23 protein-coding genes are annotated in these 24,622 nt (G+C 29.8%); 15 read left to right on the forward strand and 8 right to left on the reverse strand.

The annotated features are described in order from the left end of the window. Positions 1-76 precede the first annotated feature (76 nt). Entirely contained in the window at positions 77-2,839 is a 2,763-nt protein-coding gene (locus tag J1D01_RS04610; protein WP_421149992.1) for an outer membrane beta-barrel protein, read from the reverse strand. Between the two features lie 188 nt (positions 2,840-3,027). Next, positions 3,028-3,891, reverse strand: coding sequence for a hydroxymethylglutaryl-CoA lyase (locus J1D01_RS04615; RefSeq protein WP_372936537.1), 864 nt, complete (start codon positions 3,889-3,891; stop codon positions 3,028-3,030). Positions 3,892-3,988: 97 nt separating this feature from the next. Here J1D01_RS04615 and J1D01_RS04620 point away from each other — a divergent pair, with 97 nt between their 5' ends. Together J1D01_RS04620 and J1D01_RS04625 are read left to right on the forward strand one after the other, a co-directional pair. Continuing rightward, positions 3,989-4,909, forward strand: coding sequence for a spondin domain-containing protein (locus J1D01_RS04620; protein ID WP_421149993.1), 921 nt, complete (start codon positions 3,989-3,991; stop codon positions 4,907-4,909). Between the two features lie 95 nt (positions 4,910-5,004). Continuing rightward, positions 5,005-6,930, forward strand: a complete 1,926-nt coding sequence (locus tag J1D01_RS04625) for a T9SS type A sorting domain-containing protein (protein ID WP_421149994.1) — start codon at positions 5,005-5,007, stop codon at positions 6,928-6,930. On the opposite strand, the gene J1D01_RS04630 is transcribed toward J1D01_RS04625, so the two are convergent. Next, complete coding sequence (locus tag J1D01_RS04630; RefSeq protein WP_421149995.1) at positions 6,923-7,957, reverse strand: quinone-dependent dihydroorotate dehydrogenase; 1,035 nt, start codon at positions 7,955-7,957, stop codon at positions 6,923-6,925. The genes J1D01_RS04625 and J1D01_RS04630 overlap by 8 nt on opposite strands. Positions 7,958-8,078: 121 nt before the next feature. Between J1D01_RS04630 and pepT the strand changes: the two genes are divergently transcribed. After that, the gene (pepT, locus tag J1D01_RS04635) at positions 8,079-9,317 is read left to right on the forward strand and encodes a peptidase T (protein WP_421149996.1); all 1,239 of its coding nucleotides are present in this window, start codon (positions 8,079-8,081) and stop codon (positions 9,315-9,317) included. Positions 9,318-9,378: 61 nt separating this feature from the next. Then, positions 9,379-10,290, forward strand: a complete 912-nt coding sequence (cysK, locus tag J1D01_RS04640; protein WP_421149997.1) for a cysteine synthase A — start codon at positions 9,379-9,381, stop codon at positions 10,288-10,290. A 73-nt stretch (positions 10,291-10,363) separates the two neighbouring features. On the opposite strand, the gene yajC is transcribed toward cysK, so the two are convergent. The 3 genes from yajC to nusB form a co-directional block, all read right to left on the reverse strand. Beyond that, complete coding sequence (gene yajC, locus J1D01_RS04645; RefSeq protein ID WP_372936549.1) at positions 10,364-10,651, reverse strand: preprotein translocase subunit YajC; 288 nt, start codon at positions 10,649-10,651, stop codon at positions 10,364-10,366. A gap of 8 nt (positions 10,652-10,659) precedes the next feature. Further along, positions 10,660-11,136 carry a DUF1573 domain-containing protein gene (locus J1D01_RS04650; protein ID WP_372936551.1) on the reverse strand — a complete coding sequence of 159 codons (477 nt, stop codon included), beginning with the start codon at positions 11,134-11,136 and terminating at the stop codon, positions 10,660-10,662. Between the two features lie 86 nt (positions 11,137-11,222). Further along, positions 11,223-12,167: a transcription antitermination factor NusB gene (gene nusB, locus J1D01_RS04655; RefSeq protein ID WP_421149998.1), complete on the reverse strand. Its 945-nt coding sequence runs from the start codon at positions 12,165-12,167 to the stop codon at positions 11,223-11,225. 208 nt (positions 12,168-12,375) lie between these two features. Between nusB and J1D01_RS04660 the strand changes: the two genes are divergently transcribed. Beyond that, complete coding sequence (locus tag J1D01_RS04660; RefSeq protein ID WP_372936555.1) at positions 12,376-14,133, forward strand: ABC transporter ATP-binding protein; 1,758 nt, start codon at positions 12,376-12,378, stop codon at positions 14,131-14,133. A gap of 154 nt (positions 14,134-14,287) precedes the next feature. Further along, positions 14,288-14,677 carry a PUR family DNA/RNA-binding protein gene (locus tag J1D01_RS04665; RefSeq protein ID WP_372936557.1) on the forward strand — a complete coding sequence of 130 codons (390 nt, stop codon included), beginning with the start codon at positions 14,288-14,290 and terminating at the stop codon, positions 14,675-14,677. 48 nt (positions 14,678-14,725) lie between these two features. On the opposite strand, the gene J1D01_RS04670 is transcribed toward J1D01_RS04665, so the two are convergent. Continuing rightward, positions 14,726-15,934, reverse strand: a complete 1,209-nt coding sequence (locus J1D01_RS04670; protein ID WP_372936559.1) for a PDZ domain-containing protein — start codon at positions 15,932-15,934, stop codon at positions 14,726-14,728. A 258-nt stretch (positions 15,935-16,192) separates the two neighbouring features. Here J1D01_RS04670 and J1D01_RS04675 point away from each other — a divergent pair, with 258 nt between their 5' ends. Genes J1D01_RS04675 through J1D01_RS04690 form a run of 4 tightly spaced genes read left to right on the forward strand, consistent with a single transcriptional unit; the run spans position 16,193 to position 19,783 of the window. After that, on the forward strand, positions 16,193-17,383 hold the full coding sequence (locus J1D01_RS04675) for a pyridoxal phosphate-dependent aminotransferase (protein WP_421149999.1): 1,191 nt from the start codon (positions 16,193-16,195) through the stop codon (positions 17,381-17,383). Then, positions 17,383-18,396 (forward strand): UDP-N-acetylmuramate dehydrogenase, encoded by a 1,014-nt coding sequence (gene murB, locus J1D01_RS04680; protein ID WP_421150000.1) that lies wholly within the window; start codon positions 17,383-17,385, stop codon positions 18,394-18,396. The genes J1D01_RS04675 and murB overlap by 1 nt, the downstream gene beginning before the upstream one ends. A gap of 56 nt (positions 18,397-18,452) precedes the next feature. Beyond that, positions 18,453-18,983 carry an RNA polymerase sigma factor gene (locus J1D01_RS04685; protein WP_372937042.1) on the forward strand — a complete coding sequence of 177 codons (531 nt, stop codon included), beginning with the start codon at positions 18,453-18,455 and terminating at the stop codon, positions 18,981-18,983. 11 nt (positions 18,984-18,994) lie between these two features. Beyond that, positions 18,995-19,783: an anti-sigma factor domain-containing protein gene (locus J1D01_RS04690; protein WP_372937041.1), complete on the forward strand. Its 789-nt coding sequence runs from the start codon at positions 18,995-18,997 to the stop codon at positions 19,781-19,783. An 80-nt stretch (positions 19,784-19,863) separates the two neighbouring features. Here J1D01_RS04690 and aqpZ read toward each other — a convergent pair whose 3' ends face one another. Then, positions 19,864-20,550, reverse strand: coding sequence for an aquaporin Z (gene aqpZ, locus J1D01_RS04695; protein ID WP_372937040.1), 687 nt, complete (start codon positions 20,548-20,550; stop codon positions 19,864-19,866). A gap of 140 nt (positions 20,551-20,690) precedes the next feature. On the opposite strand from aqpZ, the gene J1D01_RS04700 reads away from it, so the two are divergent. The 5 genes from J1D01_RS04700 (at position 20,691) to gap (ending at position 24,567) form a co-directional block, all read left to right on the forward strand. Continuing rightward, positions 20,691-20,894 (forward strand): membrane or secreted protein, encoded by a 204-nt coding sequence (locus J1D01_RS04700; protein ID WP_076700272.1) that lies wholly within the window; start codon positions 20,691-20,693, stop codon positions 20,892-20,894. 6 nt (positions 20,895-20,900) lie between these two features. Further along, positions 20,901-22,013, forward strand: coding sequence for a glycosyltransferase (locus J1D01_RS04705; protein WP_421150001.1), 1,113 nt, complete (start codon positions 20,901-20,903; stop codon positions 22,011-22,013). Continuing rightward, on the forward strand, positions 22,004-22,549 hold the full coding sequence (locus tag J1D01_RS04710) for an RNA polymerase sigma factor (RefSeq protein ID WP_372937038.1): 546 nt from the start codon (positions 22,004-22,006) through the stop codon (positions 22,547-22,549). The genes J1D01_RS04705 and J1D01_RS04710 overlap by 10 nt, the downstream gene beginning before the upstream one ends. Positions 22,550-22,669: 120 nt before the next feature. Next, positions 22,670-23,548: a lipoyl synthase gene (gene lipA / locus J1D01_RS04715; RefSeq protein ID WP_372937037.1), complete on the forward strand. Its 879-nt coding sequence runs from the start codon at positions 22,670-22,672 to the stop codon at positions 23,546-23,548. Positions 23,549-23,550: 2 nt separating this feature from the next. Then, on the forward strand, positions 23,551-24,567 hold the full coding sequence (gene gap / locus J1D01_RS04720) for a type I glyceraldehyde-3-phosphate dehydrogenase (RefSeq protein ID WP_421150002.1): 1,017 nt from the start codon (positions 23,551-23,553) through the stop codon (positions 24,565-24,567). Positions 24,568-24,622 lie beyond the last annotated feature (55 nt).

The raw sequence follows: 24,622 nt of genomic DNA on the forward strand, positions 1-24,622 counted from the left end.
TCTAAGATATTACACCCCTTTTAAACTTAACTCTTATTTAACATTTAATTATAAAAATTAAAAGAAGTAAACTTAATTATCTACCGCGTCCAGAGCGACCTCCATAACCTCCTCTACGGTTGCCTCTATCGCCTCTTACGTTCATGTTTTGACCCGCAATTCGTCCGAACTTGTAAACAAAAGTTGCCATAAAATATTGCTTTAAAATTTTATTTTCAATGTCTTGAATATAGGTTTCTGTAACAGATCTACTAAAGCCATTATTCATATCTAAAATATCATATCCTACAAGGGTTAAAGTAGCTTTATTATTCCATAGTTGAACTCCTAAACCTGCATTCCAAAATACGGCATCTCCATCAAATTCATCTCCAACCCTACTGTTATAATTATAGGCTACTTTATTTGAGAAAAATGCATTTTTTAAGAAAAACACAGAGGCTTCAAATCTTAAATTTTGAACAAAATAATCTGTATCGCTAAAGGCATCTGTATCAAAAATTGTGTGATTTGTTGAATAGCTGTAGGTAGCGGTTAAATCTAATTTACTATCATAGGCATATCTAAAAGAAAACGATGGTGTTAATGTGGTGTTTTTAGCTGTAAATTTCACTCCATTCTGTAAAGAGATGTTATTTTTGTAACCTGCCGAAAATCTAAAATTTAAATTGAGATTTGTTTTTTTACTGTAATAAGATTTTGAAATGGCTGTATTTCCAGACAAAGAATAATCGCCATTAATATTGGTATAAGTAGTGTACTTTATTAAATCTTCATTAGTTAATGTAGAATTAATTATTTTATCTTCAACAAAGTTTGCTCTAGCACTACCTGTTATATTAATATTATTATACGCTAAATTATTTTGGTACTCAAATCTTAAAGAATGATTAACTTCTGGATTTAACAAAGGATTCCCTACTTTAATGTGGGTGATATTACTAACATCTTCAACGGGTTGTAATTGGGATGAAGATGGTAAATCTACACTTTGGGTATACCTTAAATCTATTCTTTTATACCCATTTTTATCTCTATAACGCACTCTTCCTGAGTAAGTAAAAAAATCAAAATCTGCATTGAAATTACGTTCATTAATTAACTCATCGGTAAATTTTCTGTATGTATTGGTGTAAGCCCCTTCTACCTCAAAGCGTATATCTTTGTATTCATACCTTAGCCTTAAAGCTGGTTTTAGAGTTGTTGTAATATATTTACTTTCAAAACTTTGCGCATCATTAAAACTAGTATAATCACTATCATCTTCATCAAAATCATAAACGTATTTTTCGTTTTTATTATGGTTTACAGTAGCGTTATACTTTGGCATTATTCTAAAATTAGGAAACAGTTCTTTTACCCAAATAGCATTTAAATTTATATTAGAGCTAAGATTGTCTGTATCTTGAATTTGATCTTGTGTTATGGTCTCATCTTTTTCATATAGAACATTTTCTGAAAAATTATTAGCTTCAGAATTTGAGTTATTAAACGTTGTGTTTAAGGTAACACTAAAAAAATCAATACCTCTACCTGTACTTGATGTAACTCTAAAACTATTTTTAAACTGATTGCTTGTGGAAGTTGATGTACTATTTGAAAAATAATCGCTTATTAAATCATCATCAATAGATTTTGAAGTTGTACTAGATTGCGAAAAATTATCAGATGTACTACTATTAAACTCAAAATCATTTGACAATTGTACTCTAGCCTTTGATAGCTTATTTTTTGATGGAATTATTAGTTTTACATCCATACTTCCGTTATGGCTATCGGTATCACTACTACTGTTACTTTCAGTTTCTGTTATATAATTTAAATCGGGCAAAAAGTTTTCTCTATAGCTTCTGCTTTCATGGTCTTCATTATTAGCATTAAAGTTATAATTACCATTTACTCTAGTTTCATTCCATTTACCTTTAGAATAATTGGCTCCTAAAAAATCTGATTCTATATACCCTTTACTAGACCGGGCATCGGGTAAGGCATTAAAACCTCTTTTCATATTAATATTATTGGTACCAGAAATTAAACCTATTTGTTTACCTGAAATTAACTGAAATAAATTTGCATTGGCTTGGTATTTTTCATCGGTTCCATAACCAAGATTAACATCACCAAAAAAAGCAGTATTTTTACCTTTTTTAATTTTTAAATTAATTTCTTTGGTTCCAGAATCGGATTCTTCTCCAGTAAATTTTTGTCTATCTGTTTTATAATCGGTTACTTGTACTTTACTAATCACATTACTAGGTAGATTTTTTAAAGCTATGTCTCCGCTTTTTTCTCCAAAAAAGCGCATACCATCTACATTAACAGCCTCTACTTCAATACCATTAACGGTTATATTACCATCTGTATCAATTTCTACACCTGGTAATTTTTTTAATAAATCTTCTGCCCTATCATTAGGTAGGGTTTTAAAACTATCGGCATTATATTCTATGGTATCTTTTTTTATAACTACAGGAGGAGTTCTTGCTATAATTGAAATTGAATTTAGTTGTTCTATTTCTTCTTCTAGAATAATAAATCCAACATCTAACATGTCTGTTTTAGGGACTTGTATTTCTTTAGAGTATGGTTTATAGCCTAAATACCCAATATTAAATAAAACTGAAGAAGATGTTTCGGCGTTAACTTTTATGGAAAACTTACCGTCTTTATTAGTAATTCCGTAGGCTACAACAACACTATCTTTAATATCTTGTAAATAAACAGTTGCGGCTTCTAGAGTAATGTCGTTCTTATCTTTTACAATACCTTCTAAGGTAAATCTTTGAGCAAATATTGATACAGAAAATAATAGAAACAGTAGAAATAGTAATGTTTTCAATCTGAATATAGTTTAAGTTAGTTACAGTTTAGACTAAAACAAATATTGATAGTTTAATGGATTTTAAATTTTAAGTTTTTTTTAACAATTGACTTAAAATAGTTGCTATTGTAACAAAAAAATATGTGCTTTTACCATCTCTAAACATAACAATATGCTTCTACTTAATACATTTAAAACAAACCTAATTAAAAATAATTTTTAAAAATCTTAGAAGCCTCATTATAAGCACTTTCAAAGCTAAGTGCATTTAAAGAGTTAAGGTGTTTTGCTGTAAAATAAGAAAGTAATTTTTCTGTTGGCATATTGCCGGTAAGTTCATCTTTAGCCATAGGGCATCCGCCAAAGCCTTGTATGGCTCCATCAAAGCGTTTACATCCTGCATTAAAAGCAGCATTAACCTTTTCGTGCCATGTACTTGGGGTAGTATGTAAATGAGCTCCAAATTCTATATTAGTGTATTTTGGAATTAAATTTGAAAACAAATAAGTTATACTTTCTGGAGTTGAACTACCAATGGTATCACTTAATGATAGAATTTTAACTCCCATTTTGTTTAATTTTTCAGTCCACTCTCCTACTATGTCAACATTCCAAGGGTCTCCGTATGGATTTCCAAAACCCATAGAAATATAAACTACCACTTCTTTATTAAACTTATAGGCTAATTCTAAAATATTATTTAAAATCTCAACAGATTGTGCAATGGTTTTATGTGTATTACGCATTTGAAAATTTTCTGAAATTGAAAAAGGATATCCTAAATAATCTATTTCAGAATGTTTACAAGCATTTTCTGCGCCTCTAACATTGGCTACTATAGCTAGTAATTTACTGGTGGTTTTGCTTAAATCTAATTGCGATAAAACCTCTGCCGTATCTCTCATTTGCGGAATAGCCTTAGGAGAAACAAAACTCCCAAAATCTATGGTATCAAAACCAACACGTAATAATGCCTGAATGAATTGTACCTTTTTGTCTGTTGGAATAAACTGTTTTATTCCTTGCATAGCATCACGGGGGCATTCTATTATTTTAATCTGTTCTGGCATTGATTAATTAAATTTCAAGGTTAAAAATACTACTAATTTTTTGTAAGGCAATTATAATTATTGAGACTTTAATAAAGGTTAACGAGCAAAAAATGGTATGAAAAAAAATACTTTCTTTTTAATATTTTCAATTTTAAGTTTCAATTTTTTGTTCAGTCAAAGTATTGCTACATATGATATTGTTTTTGAAAGTATTTGGGATTCTGCAACAAACGATCCTGTAAATGGATGCAGCACCATTAATTTACCTAGTAATGCGCATTGGTCTTCTTTGGTTGGCGCTACACATGCTACCAATAATACCTTTTTAGAAATTGGCCAAATGGCTACTGCCGGAATAGAAAGTGTTGCAGAAACTGGCGCTTATAATATTTTTCAAACTGAAGTTTCATCAAATTTAGATGCAAACCAATTTATTAATGCTGGAGGTTTAAATACTGCTAAAGGCACTATAACAATTAGTAATTTACAGGTAAATGAAAATTATCCGTTACTTACACTTATTTCTATGATAGCCCCAACTCCAGATTGGTTTATTACACTTAATAGCTTTAACTTAAGAAATGGTGATACTTGGGTTACTTCTGCTTCAATAGATTTGTTTCCGTATAATGCGGGTACCGAAGAAGGTTCTGAGTATTCAACTACCAATCCTGATACTACCCCAAAAAATATTATCTCTAGCTTAATAAACACAACGCCTTTTAATGATAAAAAAATAGGCACCATTACAATAACCCTAAATTCGGTTTTAAATAATGTAGAATTTAATTTAAACGATATTGAAATTTACCCTAACCCAGCAAAGGATAATATTGCAATAGCTACTCCAAAACATATTGAATTAAAAACTGTTGAAATTTACAATGTAATTGGAACTCTTAATAAAAATATCATAATTAGAGAGAATAAACTTCCTTTAAAAATTGATGTATCAAATTTAAATACAGGCATTTACTTAGTAAAACTAAACACAAAAAACAATAAAAGTTTAACCAAAAAACTAATTATTAATTAACCTAAATTTAATATATCCATAAAATCCTACGCTTAAACGGTTTTATTAGTTATCTTTTTTTATAAGATATACATTTGAGTAAATATTTCGCCCCAATGAAATTATTTACCTACAAATGTGTTTATTTTCCTTTGTTGATATTTTTATTATCAACAGATATTTTGTCTTCTCAAAATAACACTACCCAATGTGGCAATAAGTTTTCATTAGAAGAAATAGCTTTATTAAATACTATTAAGCCACAATTAGTTCCTTTTGAACAAAAATTTTTATCAAATAAAACTAATAAATCTAGTATTAAAATGGTTAATTCCATTCCAATAAAAGCACATGTAATTAGGTATTCTAATGGCTCGGGTGGAATTTGTGAATCAGACTTAAACAAGGCTATTAATAACCTTAATGAACAATTTGCAGATGCCTATTTAAACTTTTTTCTTTGTGATGACATTAACTATATTAACAGCGATACACTATGCCATTATAAAAAAGGAGACGAAAGTGATTTAATAGATGATATCAATGTTTCTAATGTAATAAACATTTACTTTACAGAATATTTAGAAAACACTGACGACGAAGAAATTTGTGGCTATAGTAATAATAAGAGAAATAAAGATTTTATTGTAATTAAAAATAGTTGCGCTACAAATCCTTCTTCGCTTGCTCATGAAATGGGGCATTTTTTCTCATTAATACACACACATGGTCCAGATAACAACACTCTTACTACAGAGTTAGTTGATGGTAGTAATTGTGATACCGACGGTGATGGTATATGTGATACACCAGCAGACTCTAAACTTACTTGTGAAAATGTAAATAACTTTTGCCAATATATTGGTACTGAAACCGATGCTAATGGACATGCCTTTACCCCAGACACAGGTAATATTATGTCTTACGCCTATAAAGCTTGTAGAACACATTTTTCTGAACAACAGCTGGCTCGTATGTATGCTTTTTATAACACACAAAAAAACTATTTAGCATGCCCTTCGTTTAATGCCAATTTTAGTGTAGATGTTAGTCAAACTTGCGGTGAAAACTTATTAGTAAAATTTAATAGTACATGTAATAACATCACCAAATGGGAGTGGGATATAAATTCTGATGGTATTATAGATTATACTACCCCAAACCCTACACATAACTTTATTGCTGGCATTTATGATGTTACATTAACCGTTTCTAACAAGTCTAATTCAATAAGTAAAACATACACTAACCTTATTAAAGTTGGAGTGACTACAGAACCTTTATTTGATGAAAACTTTGATGAATTTGATATTGCCAACAATAATGGTTGGACAAATAACGATGTGTCTAATACTGGTTTTAATTGGTTAATTAATCATGGTGAAACCTCATCAGAAGAAACAGGTCCTGCTCATGACAATACTAGTAATAGCATTTTAGGAAACTATATTTATACCGAAGCATCTAACGGAAACACAGGTGATATTACAGAATTTATTTCACCCTGTATAGATGTTATTTACGAAAACTCTGAAATTGAATTTGCTTACCATATGTTTGGTAAAAATATTGGTGAACTACACGTAGATATTAAAACAAGTAACGGTTATATTAATGATGTTATTGAACCCCTAATTGGGCAGCAACAAACAAACCAAACAGATGCTTTTCTTACTAAAAACATCAACTTATCATCATATTTAGGAGAAACCATAAATATTAGATTTAGAGCCATTAGAGGCAACGGCTGGAAAGGAGATATTGCTATTGATGATATTTTCTTAAAAACAATAATTACACCCATTTCTGACGATTCTGTTAAACTATACCCTAACCCTGTACAAAACGATGTGTTATTTGTAAAAACTAATAACAATAAGCAAGAAAACTTAGTTTTTGAAATATCAAATCTTGTGGGGCAAAAATTTGCTTCGGGTGTAGTTACAAATCAACCTATTAATGTTAGTAACCTATCAAGCGGAACTTACCTATTAACCGTTTTAGGTGAAAATTCTAAGGTAGTAAAACGTTTTATTAAGTAGTTTTAAGTAAGGCTTTATTGATGGCTTTTATTAAGCTAGGACCTTCATAAATAAACCCTGTGTAAACTTGAATTAAATCGGCTCCTGCCTCAATTTTTTCAATAGCATCTGTTGCTGAATGAATACCCCCAACACCTATTATAGGGAACGCTTTATTACTATTCTCTGCTAAATATTTAATGACTTTGGTGCTTTTTTCTTTTATAGGTTGCCCACTTAAACCACCATTACCAATGGCTTCCAATTTCTCTTTTGATGCTTTTAAACCTGTTCTATCAACCGATGTGTTACTGGCAATTACCCCATCTAAACCTGTGTTTTTCACCAGTTCTATAATTTCATCTAACTGGCCATTATTTAAATCTGGAGCAATTTTTAATAAAATTGGCTTTTGTTCTTTAAAAGAAGTATTAGCCTTTTTAACTTCGTTTATCAATTCTTCTAAATAATCCTTATCACTCAGTTTTGCATGACTTCCTACATTGGGGCAACTTACATTTAATACAAAATAATCTACATAAGGATGTAAAGCATTGAAACAAGTTAAATAATCGGCTGTGTAGTCTTCTGGTTTGGTAGCTGTATTTTTACCAATATTGCCCCCAATAATAAGTTTTCCTTTATTTTTCTTAAGTTGTTCAATAGCAGCTTCAAGTCCTTCGTTATTAAAACCCATTCGGTTAATAATTCCTTGGTCATCTTTAAGTCTAAACAAGCGTTTTTTAGGATTTCCGGGTTGCCCCTTGGGTGTTACTGTTCCTATTTCAATAAATCCAAATCCAAAATTTGCCAATTCATTATATAAAACCGCATTTTTATCAAACCCTGCAGCCAATCCTACCGGGTTTTTAAAGGTTAAACCAAATAAATGGCGTTCTAATCGTTTATCTTCAATGGCATATAAATTTTTAAATAATGCTGAAAAACCAGGTATTTTAGAAGTTTGCTTTATTAAAGAAAATGTAAAATGATGTATTTTTTCAGGATCAAATAAAAAGAAAATTGGGCGAAGCAGTAATTTGTACATCTGTTTTATTTGTGCAAAAATACTCCTAAATAATCTAAATAAAAAATTAATAATTGTACTTTTGAAATACCTTATTTCAGGTAATAATTATCTTTTTATTCACACAAAATTTATCCTAAAAATGATATCAAAAGAACACATAATAAAGCGTTTTGTAAGCTATATAACTATTGACACAGAATCTGACCCAAACTCTCAAACAACACCTAGTACAGAGAAACAATGGGATTTAGCAAATAAACTTGCAGAAGAATTAAAAGCCATTGGTATGGAAGATGTTTCTATTGATGATAACGCCTACATTATGGCAACCCTACCTAGTAATGTTGCTTATGAAGTACCAACCATTGGTTTCATTGCGCATTTTGACACATCGCCAGATTTTACAGGTGCTAATGTTAAACCACAGATTCATGAAAATTATTTAGGTGGCGATATTTTACTTAATAAAGAAGAGGGTATTGTACTATCACCAAACTATTTTGAAGATCTTAAACTTTATATAGGGCAAACGCTTATTACAACTGATGGCACTACCCTTTTAGGTGCCGATGATAAAGCAGGGATTTGCGAGATTGTAAGTGCTATGGAATACTTAATTAATCATCCAGAAATTAAACACGGGAAAATTAGAGTTGGATTTACACCTGATGAAGAAATAGGTAGAGGCGCTCATAAATTTGATGTTGAAAAATTTGGAGCAGATTGGGCTTATACAATGGATGGCAGTCAAATTGGTGAATTAGAATACGAAAACTTTAATGCAGCTTCTGCAGTTGTTAAAATTAAAGGTAAAATAGTGCACCCAGGATATGCTAAAGGTAAAATGATAAACTCAATGTATATTGCTACAGAATTTATAAACTCTTTACCTAGAATGGAAACCCCAGAACATACCGATGGTTACCAAGGCTTTTTCCATTTACATAACATGAAAGGTAGCGTAGATGAAACCGTTTTAGAATATATAATAAGAGATCATGATCGTCAGCACTTTGATGCTAGAAAAGAAGTCTTATTAAAACTAACCAATGAGTTAAACACTCAATATGGAAATGATACAATTAAAACCGAAATTAAAGATCAGTATTTCAATATGCGTGAAAAAATTGAACCTGTAATGCATATTGTTGATATTGCTGAAGAAGCTATGAAACAACTAGATATAGAACCACTAATAAAAGCTATTCGTGGAGGAACTGATGGTTCTCAACTAAGCTATATGGGATTACCCTGCCCAAATATTTTTGCTGGTGGACATAACTTTCATGGCAGATATGAATACGTACCTGTAGAAAGTATGGTAAAAGCTACAGAGGTAATTTGTAAGATTGCTGAACTAACAGCTTTAAAAAAATAACACAAATAAAAAACTATTTACACAAAAAAATAATCTCAATTTCCAGTAATAATAATAATTTATGAAATTCAATAATATAATAGAAAGTATAGGAAACACACCTGTTGTAAAACTAAATAAACTATTCCCTAATGCTAATGTTTGGATCAAACTTGAAAAAGCAAACCCAGGAGGAAGTATAAAAGATAGAATAGCCATAGCTATGATAGAAGATGCCAAAAATAAAGGCTTAATTACAAAAGACACAGAAATAATTGAACCTACTTCTGGAAACACAGGTATTGGGTTAGCTATGGTAGCAGCGGTAAAAGGTTATAAACTCACTTTGGTAATGCCAGAATCAATGTCTATAGAACGCAGATCTTTAATGGCTGCCTATGGTGCTAATTTGGTATTAACACCAAAAGAACAAGGTATGGGAGGTGCTATAGTAAAAGCAGATGAAATAGTAGCCAATAGTGAAAATGCATGGATACCTTCACAGTTTACAAATCCTTCAAATCCACAAATTCATGAAAAAACAACAGCTATAGAAATTATTAATGATTTTCCTGAAGGTATAGACTATTTGATTACAGGAGTTGGAACTGGAGGTCATATTACAGGCATGTCAAAAGCTTTAAAAGAAAAACTACCCAATTTAAAAGTATTTGCAGTAGAACCAGATGATTCTGCTGTAATTTCTGGCGATGAACCAGGTCCGCATGCATTACAAGGTATAGGAGCTGGTTTTATTCCAGAGGTATTTGAAAAAGATTTAATTGATGGTGCTATTAGAATTACTAAAGATGAAGCTTTTACAGAAGTAAAAAATATAGCAAAATCTGAAGGTATTTTAGTTGGTATTTCTACAGGAGCATCTTTGGCTGCTGTTAGAAAACAATTAAAAAATATAAACAGCGAAAAAACTGTTTTAACAATGAATTATGATACGGGTGAACGCTACCTCTCTGTTGAAAATCTTTTGCAATAACCAAAAAGAAAAAATAAAAAAGGCTTCCTATTTAAAAGTAGGAAGCCTTTTTTTATAAACATATAGTTTATTTTTATTTTGCTGGTGCATTTAACTTAGTGCTCATTTCCATAGAAATTGCAGAACGCTCAAATTTTAACTTTCCAGACAAAGTCTCTATAACACATGTGCCATCTTTGTCATTTAGTTCTAAAATTTTACCGTGTAAACCACTTTTGGTAATTACTCTATCACCTTTTTTAAGTTCTGCTGCAAACTTCTTTTCTTTTTTTGCTTTCTTCATTTGTGGTGCAATCATAAAGAAATACACTACTACAAACATTAAAATAAATGGCATAAATGCCCCAATTCCTTCTCCCATTTTATAAATTATTTTACTGGTTTATCAGCTGTTTTAGCATTTGGATCTTTTACAAATGCTGTTATTTTTACTATTTCTTTTCCCTTTTCTGTATTGGCTGTTACAGTAATAGTTTTAGTAATTTTATTAGCTCCACTACCATTAAAAGTAACTGTAAATTTACCAGATTCTCCTGGTGCTAATGGTTTTCTACTCCAATCTTGAGGAACAGTACAACCGCAAGAAGTTTTTATATCTGTAATAACTAAAGGGGCATCTCCTGTGTTTTTGTAATTAAAAACAGTTGATACTTTTTTTCCTTTTTCAATCTCACCAAAATCATGCTCGGTTTCTTCAAACTCAATAACTGGAAATTTTGAAGCCTCAGCATCTCTTTTTGCTGCTACTGCAATATTTTTTTCATCAATTTTTTTTGCTGCATTTTCTTTACATGATGTAAAGGCTACCATGCATAAAACACTAATACCTAAAAATATTTTCTTCATTTTATTTATTTTTTTCTATTAATCGCTGTAAAAGTAATAATTATTTAAGCGATTAAAAACTTTTAAAAAAACAACTTAACAAGAATTTATAATAAACCTCTTCCTACTTTTTTTAAAGTTTTAGAATCTGTATATTCTTTTACTAATTTATCTAATATTCCATTAATAAATATGCTACTTTTTGGGGTAGAATATTCTTTAGCAATTTCTAAATATTCATTTATGGTTACTTTTACTGGTATTGATGGAAAATTTTGTAACTCGCATATTGCCATTTGCAGCAAAATATAATCAACATTTGCAATTCTATCAGAATCCCAATTTTTGGTTTTCTTTTCTATTTCTGTATTTAAAGCAGATCTATTTAATAGTGTTTTCTTAAACAAATCAATTGCAAACTGTTTGTCATCTTCTTCTTTATACAATTTAGGCACAAAATGAGAATCGTTAGAGTTTGGTTTGGCTTTTCTTAAAAGTTTTAAAATAGCAGTATTAACAGTAGGCAAATCATCTAACCAAGTTAAATTTTTATCTTCTATATATTCATAAAGCTTATCATTGGGTGCCAATATTTCTTTAAACAAATCTATTACAAATTGTTTATCTTCTTTAAAATCAGACACCCTAGTCTGCATATAGTCTTTATATAAATCACTAGATCTTATTGCTTTAAAAATAATATCAACATACTCGTCATCTAGCTCCCAGTTATTTATTTTATGGGTTTCTAATTGATCTTTAAGCTTTATATTATTACCTAAAAGTTGAAGTAATTGATTATTAATAAATTTTCTATTAGGATCTTTGTCTTCTGGAGTTGCAAGATACTTTTGTTGTTTTTTAAGTAAATCTTTCTCTGCTCTTTTTCTAACTTCTGGTAGTAAAGAGATTAATAATAAGTATAAGTTATACATGTTATCTATACTAAACAGTAAGAATTTCTGATCTCTACTAAAATCATCACTTTCGCCTCCTTTATAGGCATATAAAGTTTGCATTACTTTTATACGAATATGTCTTCTGTTTAGCATAATTACAAAGAACTTAAATTTAAATAACGTAAAACATTTGCTTTTTTTACGCTGCAAAAGTAATATTATTTTAAAAAAGTAACTCTATTTTCAATCTTATATTATTGTGATTATAACTTTATGCTATTTTTAACAGTTACTAAATACCTAACAAAGCTAATTATAGTTTATATGCCCTATCTTTGCTTTTCTTGTTGATTTATTTTTAATGAAAGAATTACAGCATTTAAATAAGTATTTTTTAAAATATAAAACGCATATTCTACTAGGTAGCGTTATCACTGTAGCTGCTAGAATTTTTTTACTCTATACGCCTAGGTATGTAAAAAAGATTTTTGCTACTGTTGAAAGATTTTTAGATGGCTCTATTACTAAAGAAGTATTTAGATCTGAGTTAGTAGAAGCTATACTTTGGATAATTGGAGCCGCATTAATTGCCGGAATACTTACCTTTTTTATGAGGCAGACCATTATTAACGTGTCTAGGTATGTAGAATTTGATTTAAAAAATGAAGTTTATGAGCACTACCAAAAATTATCTTTAAACTTTTATAAAAAGAATAGAACTGGCGATTTAATGAATCGTATTACAGAAGATGTAAGCAGAGTTCGTATGTATGCAGGACCCGCCATTATGTACAGCATCAACACCGTTGCTCTGTTTGTTGTGGCGCTTATTTACATGTTTAACGAAGCGCCCAAATTAACATTATACACTATATTACCACTACCTATACTTTCTATAATTATTTATAAACTTAGTAGAGAAATTCATAACAGAAGTACTATTGTACAAGAATATTTGTCAAAATTATCAACCTTTACTCAAGAATCATTCAGTGGTATTACCGTTATAAAAGCCTATGGTATTGAACCTCAAACGTCATCAAATTTTACATCATTGGCTGATGAAAGTAAAGAAAAACAAGTAAATCTGGCTAAAATACAAGCTTGGTTTTTCCCCATGATGATATTACTTATTGGTACTAGTAACCTCTTAGTTATTTACATAGGTGGTATGCAATATATTAACGGAGAGATTGAAAGTTTAGGTACCATTGCAGAATTTATTATTTACGTTAATATGCTCACATGGCCTGTTGCTACTGTTGGTTGGGTAACCTCTATTGTGCAACAAGCAGAAGCATCTCAAAAACGAATAAATGAATTTTTAAAAATTGAACCAGAAATTAAAAACACCGTTACTAAAACAACTAAAATTACAGGTGATATTGAGTTTAAAAACGTTTTTTTTACCTATGATGACACTAATATTGAAGCATTAAAAGGCATTAATTTTAATGTAAAAGAAGGAGAAACACTTGCTATTTTAGGTAAAACGGGTTCTGGAAAATCAACAATTTTAGACTTAATAGGCAGGTTGTACGATATAGACAAAGGTTCTATTTTAGTTAACAACACAAATATTAAAAATCTTAATCTATACAATTTAAGAGACAGTATTGGCCACGTACCACAAGACGCATTTTTATTTTCAGACACCATAAAAAACAACATAAAATTTGGTAAAGAAGATGCTACAGATGATGAAGTTATACAAGCTGCAAAAAATGCACAAGTACATAAAAACATTATAAAATTTAACAACGGGTACGAAACAGTTTTAGGTGAAAGAGGTATTACATTATCTGGCGGACAAAAACAGCGAATTTCCATTGCTAGGGCTATTATAAAATCTCCTAAAATATTACTATTTGATGATTGTTTATCGGCTGTAGATACTGAAACTGAAGAAAAAATATTAAAAAACCTTAAAAAAATAACTAAAGGTAAAACATCAATTATTGTAAGTCATAGGGTATCATCTGCAAAAAATGCAGATAAAATTATTGTTTTAGAAGATGGGAAAATTGTACAAAAAGGCACTCATAAATCTCTAATAAAAGAGGATGGCTATTACAAACATTTATACCTTAAACAAAAAAGTGAAACAAACACTAAATAAACATAAAATCAATATTTTAACTCTCAATTTTGTTAAAATAAATTCAATAAAAGTGAATATTTAAAAAAGAAACTTTAGAATTTGTTGGTTAGTATCGGTTTTTTTTAGATTTTTGATACGCAAACGATAAATTCAAATAAATATTTATTTAACTATGAATAATAATGATATGATGGAGAGAGAAGAGATATTTTCTAAAGTTTTAAGAGCAGGAAGACGCACATATTTTTTTGACGTTAGAGCTACTAAAGCAGATGACTATTACTTAACAATTACTGAAAGTAAAAAATTCACTAATGATGATGGCTCATTCCACTACAAAAAACATAAAATTTATATATACAAAGAAGACTTTGCCGAGTTTAAAGATATTTTAGCTGAAATGACAGATTTCATTATTGAGCAAAGAGGAGATGAAGTTATTAGTGAACGCCACCAAAAAGATTTTAAAAAAGAATACAACAATAATAATTCTGAATCTCAATCTGAAGATACCATTAAAACCACCGAGAGTTTTACAGATGTAGATTTTGATGATATATAAAAATATAAATTAAAGAAGAAAGGCTTAAATCTTAGATTTAGGCTTTTTTTATTTTAATAAACTTTTTAACCTAAAACTATAGGTTGAAATAATAGCTCCTCGCTGTACTTTTAGCCTTATTAATTTTCCTGATTTGCCATAAAACATGAGCATAATTTGTTGTAATGTTAAATTATCAGAAACCTTTCCATTAATTGATAATATTATATCTCCTTTTAACAAACCTGCTTGTGCTGCTGGCGAACCTTCTCTTAGTTCTACAATAGAATAAGTGGGTTTTAACACCATTTTTGACTTTCTGTCAAATAAAACACGCACTCCTTTATTATTTGAGTTTTGCGCATTTTTATCAAACTTATAATTTTCATTTTCATATTCTCTAACAAACCTAACACCATCATGAGCTAATTCTATACCACTTTTATTATAGCTAAAACTTTCACGAAAATTACTATTTTTCTTTAGCGTTATTAACTTATTTCTGTAATCCATAATAATATTAAAGCGCTTTAAAATATTTCCTGCTATACTACCGTTTCTATCTTCTACTTTTTTTGCAAAAAATATTGACGTTGAATCTGGAAATGCTACATTAGATTCTTTTAATGTAAAACTTTTTAAAAAGAACGCATCTGATTTTCCGCGTTTACCATAAACACTTCCACTTAAACCATGCCCCAAAAAATCTCTAAAATAATTATCCCCAGACGTTATACCTAATGAATCATCTTCAAACAACCACAAGCTATCACTACCACCCGAATCAATTAATAGTTTTAAGGGAATTCTTTTATTATTAAGACTTACCTCGGCATTCAAATAAGGTTTGTTATTATAAAATTCAAGATTAAACTGCTCGCATTTAGTACACTTTTTATATTTATATATATCAGGATTAAAAAGCTTAATATTTTTATGAATGTAATTTATTTCAACAACAAAATCTCTAAAAACATCTAAACCAATAATACCATGAATTGGTACTCCTAATCTTGAAGCAAAATTTATATTTAAACCAAAAATAGCGTACAAATCTTGTCTTAAACTAACCGCATCTCCAATTTTAAAAATATTATCTCTAGATTTTAATGCTTCTATAGGTTCTCCTTCTCCTAAACCGCGTAAAAAAATTTTTTCTGTATTTTTAACTTTTAATGTATCGGTTCCATGTAAAAAATTGAAAATTATAGGTTTACTAACTCCTGTATCTAAAATAAAAGACAACTCTACCCCATTAACTTCAACAGGAACAATCATTAAATTATTAATTAATTTAAATTTTATTTTGTCTGTTTCATTCTTATTTTGAATAATGAACCTGTTGTTCTGAGCAACCAAAATAACTATACAACCACAAAAAAAACATAAAAAAAATACAAGCCTTTTCATTAACTATCAGGTATCATTTACTTAATGAATTTACAAATCTTTTAGTTAGACTTAAGTATTTAAGACTATTTTTTAAAAAAACTTTAAGATAATTTTCTCAAATTTGCACACTAAATTAAAAATTAGATGCCAACAATATCTAAAAAGGGACAATTAATGCCCGAGTCTCCCATACGTAAATTAGTACCATATGCAGAAGATGCAATTAAAAAAGGGAAACATATATACCATCTTAATATTGGTCAACCTGATATTAAAACCCCAGAAGTGGCACTACAAGCCGTAAGAGATAATTCTGTTGAAATTTTATCTTATTCGCGTTCTGAAGGCTCAGAAACATACAGAAAAAAACTTGCTAATTACTATAGCGGTCATAATATAAACGTGTCTCATAAAGACATTGTTGTAACCACTGGAGCTAGTGAAGCCATTGCTTTTATTTTTGGAAGCATTATGGATGTTGATGACGAAGTTATTATTTGCGAGCCTTTTTACGCTAATTATATTGCTTTTGCTACTGCAGCAAGCGTAAAAGTAGTTCCTATTGTTTCTAAAATTGAAGACAATTTTGCTTTACCTGCTATTGAAGAATTTGAAAAACTAATTACGCCTAAAACAAAGGCAATTATGATTTGTAATCCAGGAAACCCAACCGGATGTCTTTATTCTGAAAAAGAAATAAAACAATTAGCAGATATTGTAAAACGTAACGATTTGTTTTTAATTTCAGATGAAGTATACAGAGAGTTTACTTATGATGGTTCATCTCATTATTCTATTTTAGAATTAGAAGACTTAGATGAACACACCATTATGATAGATTCTGTTTCTAAACGCTACAGTATGTGTGGCGCAAGGGTTGGCTGTTTAGTAACTAAAAATGAAACCATTAGGCACACTGTGTTAAAATTTGCACAAGCTAGGTTGAGCCCTCCTACCTACGCTCAAATTGCAAGCGAAGCTGCATTACAAACTCCTTCAAGTTATTTTGAAGAAGTAAAAAACAAATACCTTAACAGAAGAAATACTTTAATTACAGAGCTAAATAAAATTGATGATGTTAAAGTGGTTACTCCAATGGGTGCTTTTTATTGTATAGTTGAACTCCCTGTAAAAGATGCAGACCACTTTGCTCAATGGCTATTAGAGTCTTTTGATGTTGATAATGAAACTGTAATGGTTGCTCCTGCTAGTGGATTTTATTCTACACCAAACATAGGAAAAAACCAAATAAGGATTGCATACGTACTTAACAGAAGAAGTTTAGTTAAAGCAGTAAACATTATAAAGGAAGCCTTAAAAGTTTATAAAAACTAGTGCATATTAAACAAAACATATCATTAAAAGCTTATAATACTTTTGGTATTGATGTAAACGCTAAATACTTTGTTTCAGTTTCAAGTTTTGACGAACTAAACCAGGTTTTAAAACTAGAAAACTACCAAAAAAAACTAATACTTGGTGGCGGCAGTAATATGTTACTTACCAGTAATTTTGACGGACTTGTAATTCATATAAACATAAAAGGAATTAACATCATTTCTAAAGACCAGCAATCTGTTATAGTAAAAGCTAATGCTGGCGAAAATTGGCATAACTTTGTCTTATGGTGTTTAAAACATAATTTTGGTGGTATAGAAAACCTATCACTTATTCCTGGTAATGTAGGTACTGCCCCTATACAAAATATTGGTGCTTATGGGGTAGAGTTAAAAGATACGTTTGTGTCTTGCGAAGCTATATCTTTAGAAACTAAAACCCTAAAAACATTCAATAAAGAAGATTGTAATTTTGGATATAGAAACTCTATTTTTAAAAATAACGCTAAAGATAAATATATTATTACCAGTGTAACTTTTAAGCTAAGTACACAAAATCATAAATTAAACATTAATTACGGAGCAATAACTTCAGAATTAGAAAATATGGGCATTAAAAACCCAACCATACAAGACGTTTCAGAAGCTATTATTACTATTAGAAAAAGCAAATTACCAGACCCAAAAAAAATAGGCAATAGTGGTAGTTTCTTTAAAAACCCAATAATTCCTAAAGAGTTATATAATGAGTTACGCAAAAATTTTGATGACATTCCTAATTATCCAGTTTCTAAAACTCAAGTAAAAGTTCCTGCAGGTTGGCTTATTGAAAAAGCTGGATTTAAAGGCAAACATTTTGGTAATTACGGGGTTCATAAAAATCAAGCTTTAGTACTAGTTAATTATGGTAATGCAAAAGGAAAAGACATATTAAAACTCTCAAAACTAATTCAGAAAACTGTTAAGAGAATATTTAACATTTCTATTGAAGCAGAAGTAAATATCTTATAATCTCAAAGAAATTTCTATTTTTGGCATATTAATACAATATATAAATTAAACTTACTTTGATAACTCCTATTGAAAAAGAAATAGTAAATCTCCTAGAATCTGGCGATAAAAAAGCTATTTCTCTGTTATACGAAAATTATGCAGATGCTCTATATGGAGTTATTAGAAAGGTAATTACAGACGAGGAAACAGCTCAAGATGTACTTCAAGAAAGTTTTGTAAAAATTTGGAGGTACGCTAAAAAATATGATTCTAGTAAAGCCAAACTATTTACTTGGCTCTACAGAATTGCTTATAACACAGCTATTGATAAAGTAAGATCTTTAAAAAACAAAAGCGGTAAAGAAGTCCAAATTGATACTTCTGTCGTATATAAATTTACAGCAGATAGTATTAATCAAGACGTTTTAGATATAAAAAAGCATCTAAACACCCTTGACGAAAAATATCAAATAGTAATTAATGCGCTCTTTTTTGAGGGTATGACACAGCAAGAAGCTAGCGATGAATTAAATATTCCGCTAGGTACTATAAAATCGAGATTAAAAATTGGATTGCGAGAATTGAAAAAAATTTACAATCCGTAATTAATAAAGTCATGAATGAGAAAATAACTTCTTTTTTAAATTCTGGCCTTTTAGAAAAATATCTAATAGGTGAAACTACTTCTGCCGAAACGGAAATGGTTGAATCTTATATTTCGAAATTCCCAGAAGTACAGAATATGTACGATACCTTACAGCAAAACTTAGAGATTGTAGCTAAAAGTAACGCTGTTGAAGCTCCTAAACATATTTTAAATAATATTTTAGAAGAACTTGATGAAGCCCCTGTGGTTAAAATGAACACAACTAGATCTAGAAAAACTTGGTATAAATACTCTATAGCCGCTAGTGTTGCTGCTATTATTTTTGCTAGTACATCGTATTTCTTATACAATCAAAATCAAAAACTAGCAGAAGAAAATCAAGTTGTTGTTGATGAAATCTTTGATTTACGTAGCGATATTGAGCAAAACAATAAAATGTTAGACAATGTCATGCGTCAGTTATTAAAGCTTAACAACCCAGAAACAGAGAAATATATTATAAACGGTAATGAAAGAGCCAAAGAATTAAAAACGGTGGCGTACATAAACCCTAAAGAAAAAACATCTATGATTGATGTAGTTTCTTTACCAGAATTACCAGAAGAACAATGCTATCAAATTTGGGCAGACATTCAAGGTAAAATGGTAAGCTTGGGTATTTTAAATGAAACCGATAGAAAGCTCATGAATATTCCATATGCAGAAGACGCATTAGCTTTAAATATCACTATTGAACCTAAAGGAGGTAATAAAATAGCTTCATTAGATAAAAAAGTAGCAGAAATTAGTTTGCACTAAGCAAATATTAAATACTTCAAATAAAATAGCCTCGTTTTAATTATTTAAGACGAGGCTATTATTTTCAAATAGATTATAAACTACTCTTTATCAAATAAAGTTTTATGTATAAATCCAGCAACAATAGCACCTGCAATAGGTGCAACCCAAAATAACCAAAGTTGTGCTGTATATTCACCACCTGCAAATAACGCTTGACTAGTAGAACGAGCAGGATTAACAGATGTATTAGTAATTGGAATACTAATTAAATGAATTAAAGTAAGTGCTAAACCAATAGCTATAGGAGCAAACCCTTTAGGTGCTCTTTTATTTGTGCTTCCTAAAATAATTAATAAGAAAAAAGCTGTTAGCAAAAATTCTGCTATTAAAGCGGCTGTCATAGAATAACCATCTGGAGAAAGCGCGCCATAACCATTGGCTGCAAACCCTCCAATAGAATTAAAACCTGCTTTATTAGTTATTATTAAATATAAACATCCGGCAGCGGCCAAACCACCAATTAATTGAGCAATAATATAGCCTACTAAGTTTTTAGCTTCAAACTTACCTCCTGCCCATAAACCAAAAGATACAGCAGGATTAAAATGACCTCCAGAAATATGCCCAACAGCAAAAGCCATAGTTAAAACAGTTAAACCAAATGCCAATGCAACACCTGCAAAACCAATACCCAGTTCTGGGAAAGCTGCTGCAAATATAGCACTACCACAACCACCAAAAACAAGCCAAAATGTTCCAAAAAACTCTGCAAATAATTTTTTCATAATTCAAATTTAATTAGTTAGTATTTGTTAATAAATTATATATATGACACTAAAACAGGCAATTAGTCACATAGTTAATGTTTATTTCATTAAGCAGAAATAATTGATAAAAATGTTACCTTTGCGTAAAATATTTTCCAATGAAACTTTTTTTAATCACCGTAGCAATATTAGGATTAGCCATAGCTGGAATTGCCATTAAAATTTGGGCAAAAAAAGACGGTAAATTTTCAGGAACATGTGCTAGCCAAAACCCCATGTTAAACAAAAATGGAGAAGCCTGTGGCTTTTGTGGTAAAACACCAGATCAATTTGCCGATTGTAATGAACCTCAACACTCATAAATCTGCATGAGTCTACTTGATATTATTTACTATGCATTTATTAGTGTAGTTTGTATTCAAGTTATTATTTACTTTTTTTTATTCGGTAAATTTTCATTCTCTAAGCAAAAAACACAATCTGTAAAAAAGATTCCTGTTTCAGTTATAATTTGTGCCAAAAATGAAGCTGAAAATTTAAAGAAGTTTTTACCCTTTATAATCAATCAAGATTATTCAAATTTTGAAATAGTTCTCATTAATGATGCTTCAACAGATAATACTCTAGAAGTAATGAAGACTTTCAAAAAACAGAGCAACAACATTAAAATAGTTGACGTAAAAAATGTAGAAGCTTTTTGGGGTAATAAAAAGTACGCTTTAACACTTGGTATAAAAGCCTCTACTAACGAGTTTCTTTTATTTACTGATGCCGATTGCAAACCTCTTTCAAAATACTGGATTAGTGAAATGGCTTCTCATTTCAACAATAATAAAAGTATTATTTTAGGGTATGGTGCTTATTCAAAAATTAAAAAATCTTTACTAAATAAACTAGTTAGGTTTGAAACATTGGTTACTGCAATTCAATATTTTTCATTTGCAAAATTAGGAATGCCATATATGGGAGTGGGCAGAAATTTAGCCTACACTAAAAAAGAATTTTTTAAGGCTAATGGCTTTATAAATCACATTCAAATAAAATCTGGTGATGATGATTTGTTTGTAAATCAAATTGCTACAAAAAATAATACTGCCACTTGTTATTCAGAACCAAGTATTACTATCTCTAACCCTAAAACCACCTTAAAAGATTGGTATAAACAAAAAAGAAGACACATTTCTACAGCAAATCATTACAAACTAAAACATAAAGTTTTATTAACACTTATTTACTGTACACAATTTTTATTTTGGCTTTTAGCGTTTATACTAATTTCAACACTTTATAATTGGCAAATAGTATTAACACTATTTATTTTGAAAATAATAATGCAATATGTAGTTTACGGATTATCAGCTAAAAAACTAAACGAAAAAGATGTACTTTGGTTACTCCCTTTTCTAGAAGTTTTTTTAATTATTACACAATTAACTATATTTATAAACAATCTTATTTCAAAACCTAACCATTGGAAATAAATAATGCTATTAAACGCGCAAAAGAAAATGACCAAAAAGCGTTTAATTACCTACTAGATACCTTTTGGGATGATGTTTACGGCTTTCAATTAAAACGCGTGGAAAACGAAAGTGATGCCGAAGATATTACAATTCAAACTTTTTCTAGAGCTTTTGACAGAATTGAAACTTTTGATAATAAATATAAATTTAAAACTTGGTTAATAACCATTTCTAAAAACATTCATATTGATTTATTACGAAAAGAAAAGAAATCAATTTCTCAAGTAATTTCTAATGAAGAAAAATCTGTACTTGAAATTTTAGATGAATCGCCTTCTATTGAAGACAAATTAATTACAGAACAACATTTAGCCAAATTACTTAGAGATATAAAGAAATTAAAACCACACTACCAAAAAGTGATTCACCTGCGTTATTTTCAAGAGTTAAGTTATAAAGAGATATCAAATGAATTAAATGAACCTATTAACAATGTTAAGGTTAAATTACTAAGAGCTAAAAAGTTATTAGCAGAAATTATTCAAAAATCTTAGTACTAAAATAACCTCTTCTTTTAAACTCATTTAATTTAGGCTTTTAACGGCATTTACCCTACGGCTATTTACCAAATTTTAAAAGAATACTTTGTATCTTTGCATCTCATTTTTTTAGCAATGCAAAAAGAAACAACATCTAATATATTACCAGAAAAAAAACCTAAACCAAAATGGCTCCGTGTAAAACTTCCTACCGGAAAAAAATACACAGAGTTAAGAGGTTTGGTAGATAAATATAAATTAAATACCATTTGTACTTCAGGAAGTTGCCCTAATATGGGTGAATGCTGGGGCGAAGGTACTGCAACCTTTATGATTTTAGGTAATATATGCACGCGCTCTTGTGGTTTTTGCGGTGTTAAAACTGGCAGACCAGAGTCTGTTGACTGGGACGAACCCGAAAAAGTAGCACGCTCTATAAAATTAATGAATATTAAACACGCCGTTTTAACCAGTGTTGATAGAGATGATTTAAAAGATATGGGAAGTATTATGTGGGCAGAAACTGTTAAAGCTGTACGCAGAATGAACCCTGAAACAACTTTAGAAACTTTAATTCCAGATTTTCAAGGTGTTGAACAACACATTGACAGAATTGTTGATGTAGCCCCAGAAGTGGTATCTCATAATATTGAAACTGTAAGACGTTTAACTAGATCTGTTAGAATACAAGCTCAATATGATAGAAGTTTAGGCGTACTTAAATACTTAAAAAAACAAGGACAAAGACGTACAAAATCTGGTATTATGCTTGGTTTAGGAGAAACCAGAGAAGAAGTTATTGAAACACTTCATGATTTAAAAGCACATGATGTAGATGTTGTAACTATTGGTCAATACCTTCAACCAAGTAAAAAACATTTACCAGTACAAAAATTTATTAATCCAGATCAATTTAAAGAATACGAAGAAATTGGTTTAGAACTAGGTTTCCGTCATGTAGAAAGTAGTGCCTTAGTACGTTCATCATACAGAGCTCAAAAACATATCAATTAAAAATGATTACTGTTGCTATAAACGGTTTTGGAAGAATAGGCAGACGCGTTTTTAAATTACTTCAAGATTATAAAAACATCAAAGTAGTTGCTATTAATGATTTAGCAGATGCCAAAACTTTAAGCCATCTTCTTAAATACGATAGTGTTCATGGCCTTTTTAACGGTACTATTTCTTCAAATGAAAATAATTTCATTGTAAATGAAAATACAATTCCGTTATTAAACAAAAAACATCCAAAAGACATTGACTGGACACCCTATAATGTTGATTTTGTAATTGAATCTACCGGAAAATTTAAAACTACAACAGACTTAGAATACCATTTAAAAAATGGTGCTAAACAAGTAATTTTAAGTGTGCCACCTCTTGATGATGATATAAAAACCATTGTTTTAGGAGTAAATGACCACATTTTAGACGGTACAGAACGTATTGTTTCTAACGCATCATGTACCACCAACAATGCAGCACCTATGTTTGATGTTATTAATAAATTTTGTGGTATAAATGAAGCATACATAACAACGGTGCATTCATATACTACAGATCAAAGTTTACATGATCAACCTCATAGAGATTTACGTCGTTCTAGAGCTGCAGGACAATCTATAGTTCCAACAACAACAGGTGCTGCAAAAGCATTAACTAAAATTTTCCCAGAACTATCAAGTGTAATTGGTGGTTGTGGTATTAGAGTTCCTGTTATAAATGGCTCTTTAACAGATATTACTTTTAATGTAAAAGATTCTGTTACTATTGCAGATATTAATAATGCTTTTAAAAGCGCTTCCGAAAATAGTTATAAAGGTATTTTAGAATATACCGAAGACCCTATAGTTTCAATAGATATTATAGGGAATAAACATTCTTGCATATTCGATTCTCAAATGACATCGGTTATTGGTAATATGGTTAAAATTATAGGTTGGTATGATAATGAAACTGGTTATTCTACACGAATAATTGACTTATTATGCAATATATCGGAAAAAAAGTGTGTTTTGTCGATAAAATAATTATATTTGTCGGTAATATTGAAATAATATGTCCCAAATTAAGCAATATATATTC

Origin of the sequence: Seonamhaeicola sp. NFXS20 (assembly GCF_049132085.1) — a bacterium.
GTDB lineage: Bacteria > Bacteroidota > Bacteroidia > Flavobacteriales > Flavobacteriaceae > Seonamhaeicola.

Excerpts from the sequence above, each read along its gene's own strand:
- J1D01_RS04690 (WP_372937041.1), top strand. The coding sequence starts at position 18,995 with ATGAATGAGAAAATAACTTCTTTTTTAAATTCTGGCCTTTTAGAAAAA.
- J1D01_RS04625 (WP_421149994.1), top strand. The coding sequence starts at position 5,005 with ATGAAATTATTTACCTACAAATGTGTTTATTTTCCTTTGTTGATATTT.
- J1D01_RS04620 (WP_421149993.1), top strand. The coding sequence starts at position 3,989 with ATGAAAAAAAATACTTTCTTTTTAATATTTTCAATTTTAAGTTTCAAT.
- nusB (WP_421149998.1), bottom strand. The coding sequence starts at position 12,167 with ATGCTAAACAGAAGACATATTCGTATAAAAGTAATGCAAACTTTATAT.
- J1D01_RS04650 (WP_372936551.1), bottom strand. The coding sequence starts at position 11,136 with ATGAAGAAAATATTTTTAGGTATTAGTGTTTTATGCATGGTAGCCTTT.
- J1D01_RS04670 (WP_372936559.1), bottom strand. The coding sequence starts at position 15,934 with ATGATTGTTCCTGTTGAAGTTAATGGGGTAGAGTTGTCTTTTATTTTA.
- J1D01_RS04705 (WP_421150001.1), top strand. The coding sequence starts at position 20,901 with ATGAGTCTACTTGATATTATTTACTATGCATTTATTAGTGTAGTTTGT.
- lipA (WP_372937037.1), top strand. The coding sequence starts at position 22,670 with ATGCAAAAAGAAACAACATCTAATATATTACCAGAAAAAAAACCTAAA.
- aqpZ (WP_372937040.1), bottom strand. The coding sequence starts at position 20,550 with ATGAAAAAATTATTTGCAGAGTTTTTTGGAACATTTTGGCTTGTTTTT.
- gap (WP_421150002.1), top strand. The coding sequence starts at position 23,551 with ATGATTACTGTTGCTATAAACGGTTTTGGAAGAATAGGCAGACGCGTT.
- J1D01_RS04615 (WP_372936537.1), bottom strand. The coding sequence starts at position 3,891 with ATGCCAGAACAGATTAAAATAATAGAATGCCCCCGTGATGCTATGCAA.
- J1D01_RS04700 (WP_076700272.1), top strand. The coding sequence starts at position 20,691 with ATGAAACTTTTTTTAATCACCGTAGCAATATTAGGATTAGCCATAGCT.
- J1D01_RS04660 (WP_372936555.1), top strand. The coding sequence starts at position 12,376 with ATGAAAGAATTACAGCATTTAAATAAGTATTTTTTAAAATATAAAACG.
- J1D01_RS04665 (WP_372936557.1), top strand. The coding sequence starts at position 14,288 with ATGAATAATAATGATATGATGGAGAGAGAAGAGATATTTTCTAAAGTT.
- J1D01_RS04630 (WP_421149995.1), bottom strand. The coding sequence starts at position 7,957 with ATGTACAAATTACTGCTTCGCCCAATTTTCTTTTTATTTGATCCTGAA.
- yajC (WP_372936549.1), bottom strand. The coding sequence starts at position 10,651 with ATGGGAGAAGGAATTGGGGCATTTATGCCATTTATTTTAATGTTTGTA.
- cysK (WP_421149997.1), top strand. The coding sequence starts at position 9,379 with ATGAAATTCAATAATATAATAGAAAGTATAGGAAACACACCTGTTGTA.
- J1D01_RS04675 (WP_421149999.1), top strand. The coding sequence starts at position 16,193 with ATGCCAACAATATCTAAAAAGGGACAATTAATGCCCGAGTCTCCCATA.
- pepT (WP_421149996.1), top strand. The coding sequence starts at position 8,079 with ATGATATCAAAAGAACACATAATAAAGCGTTTTGTAAGCTATATAACT.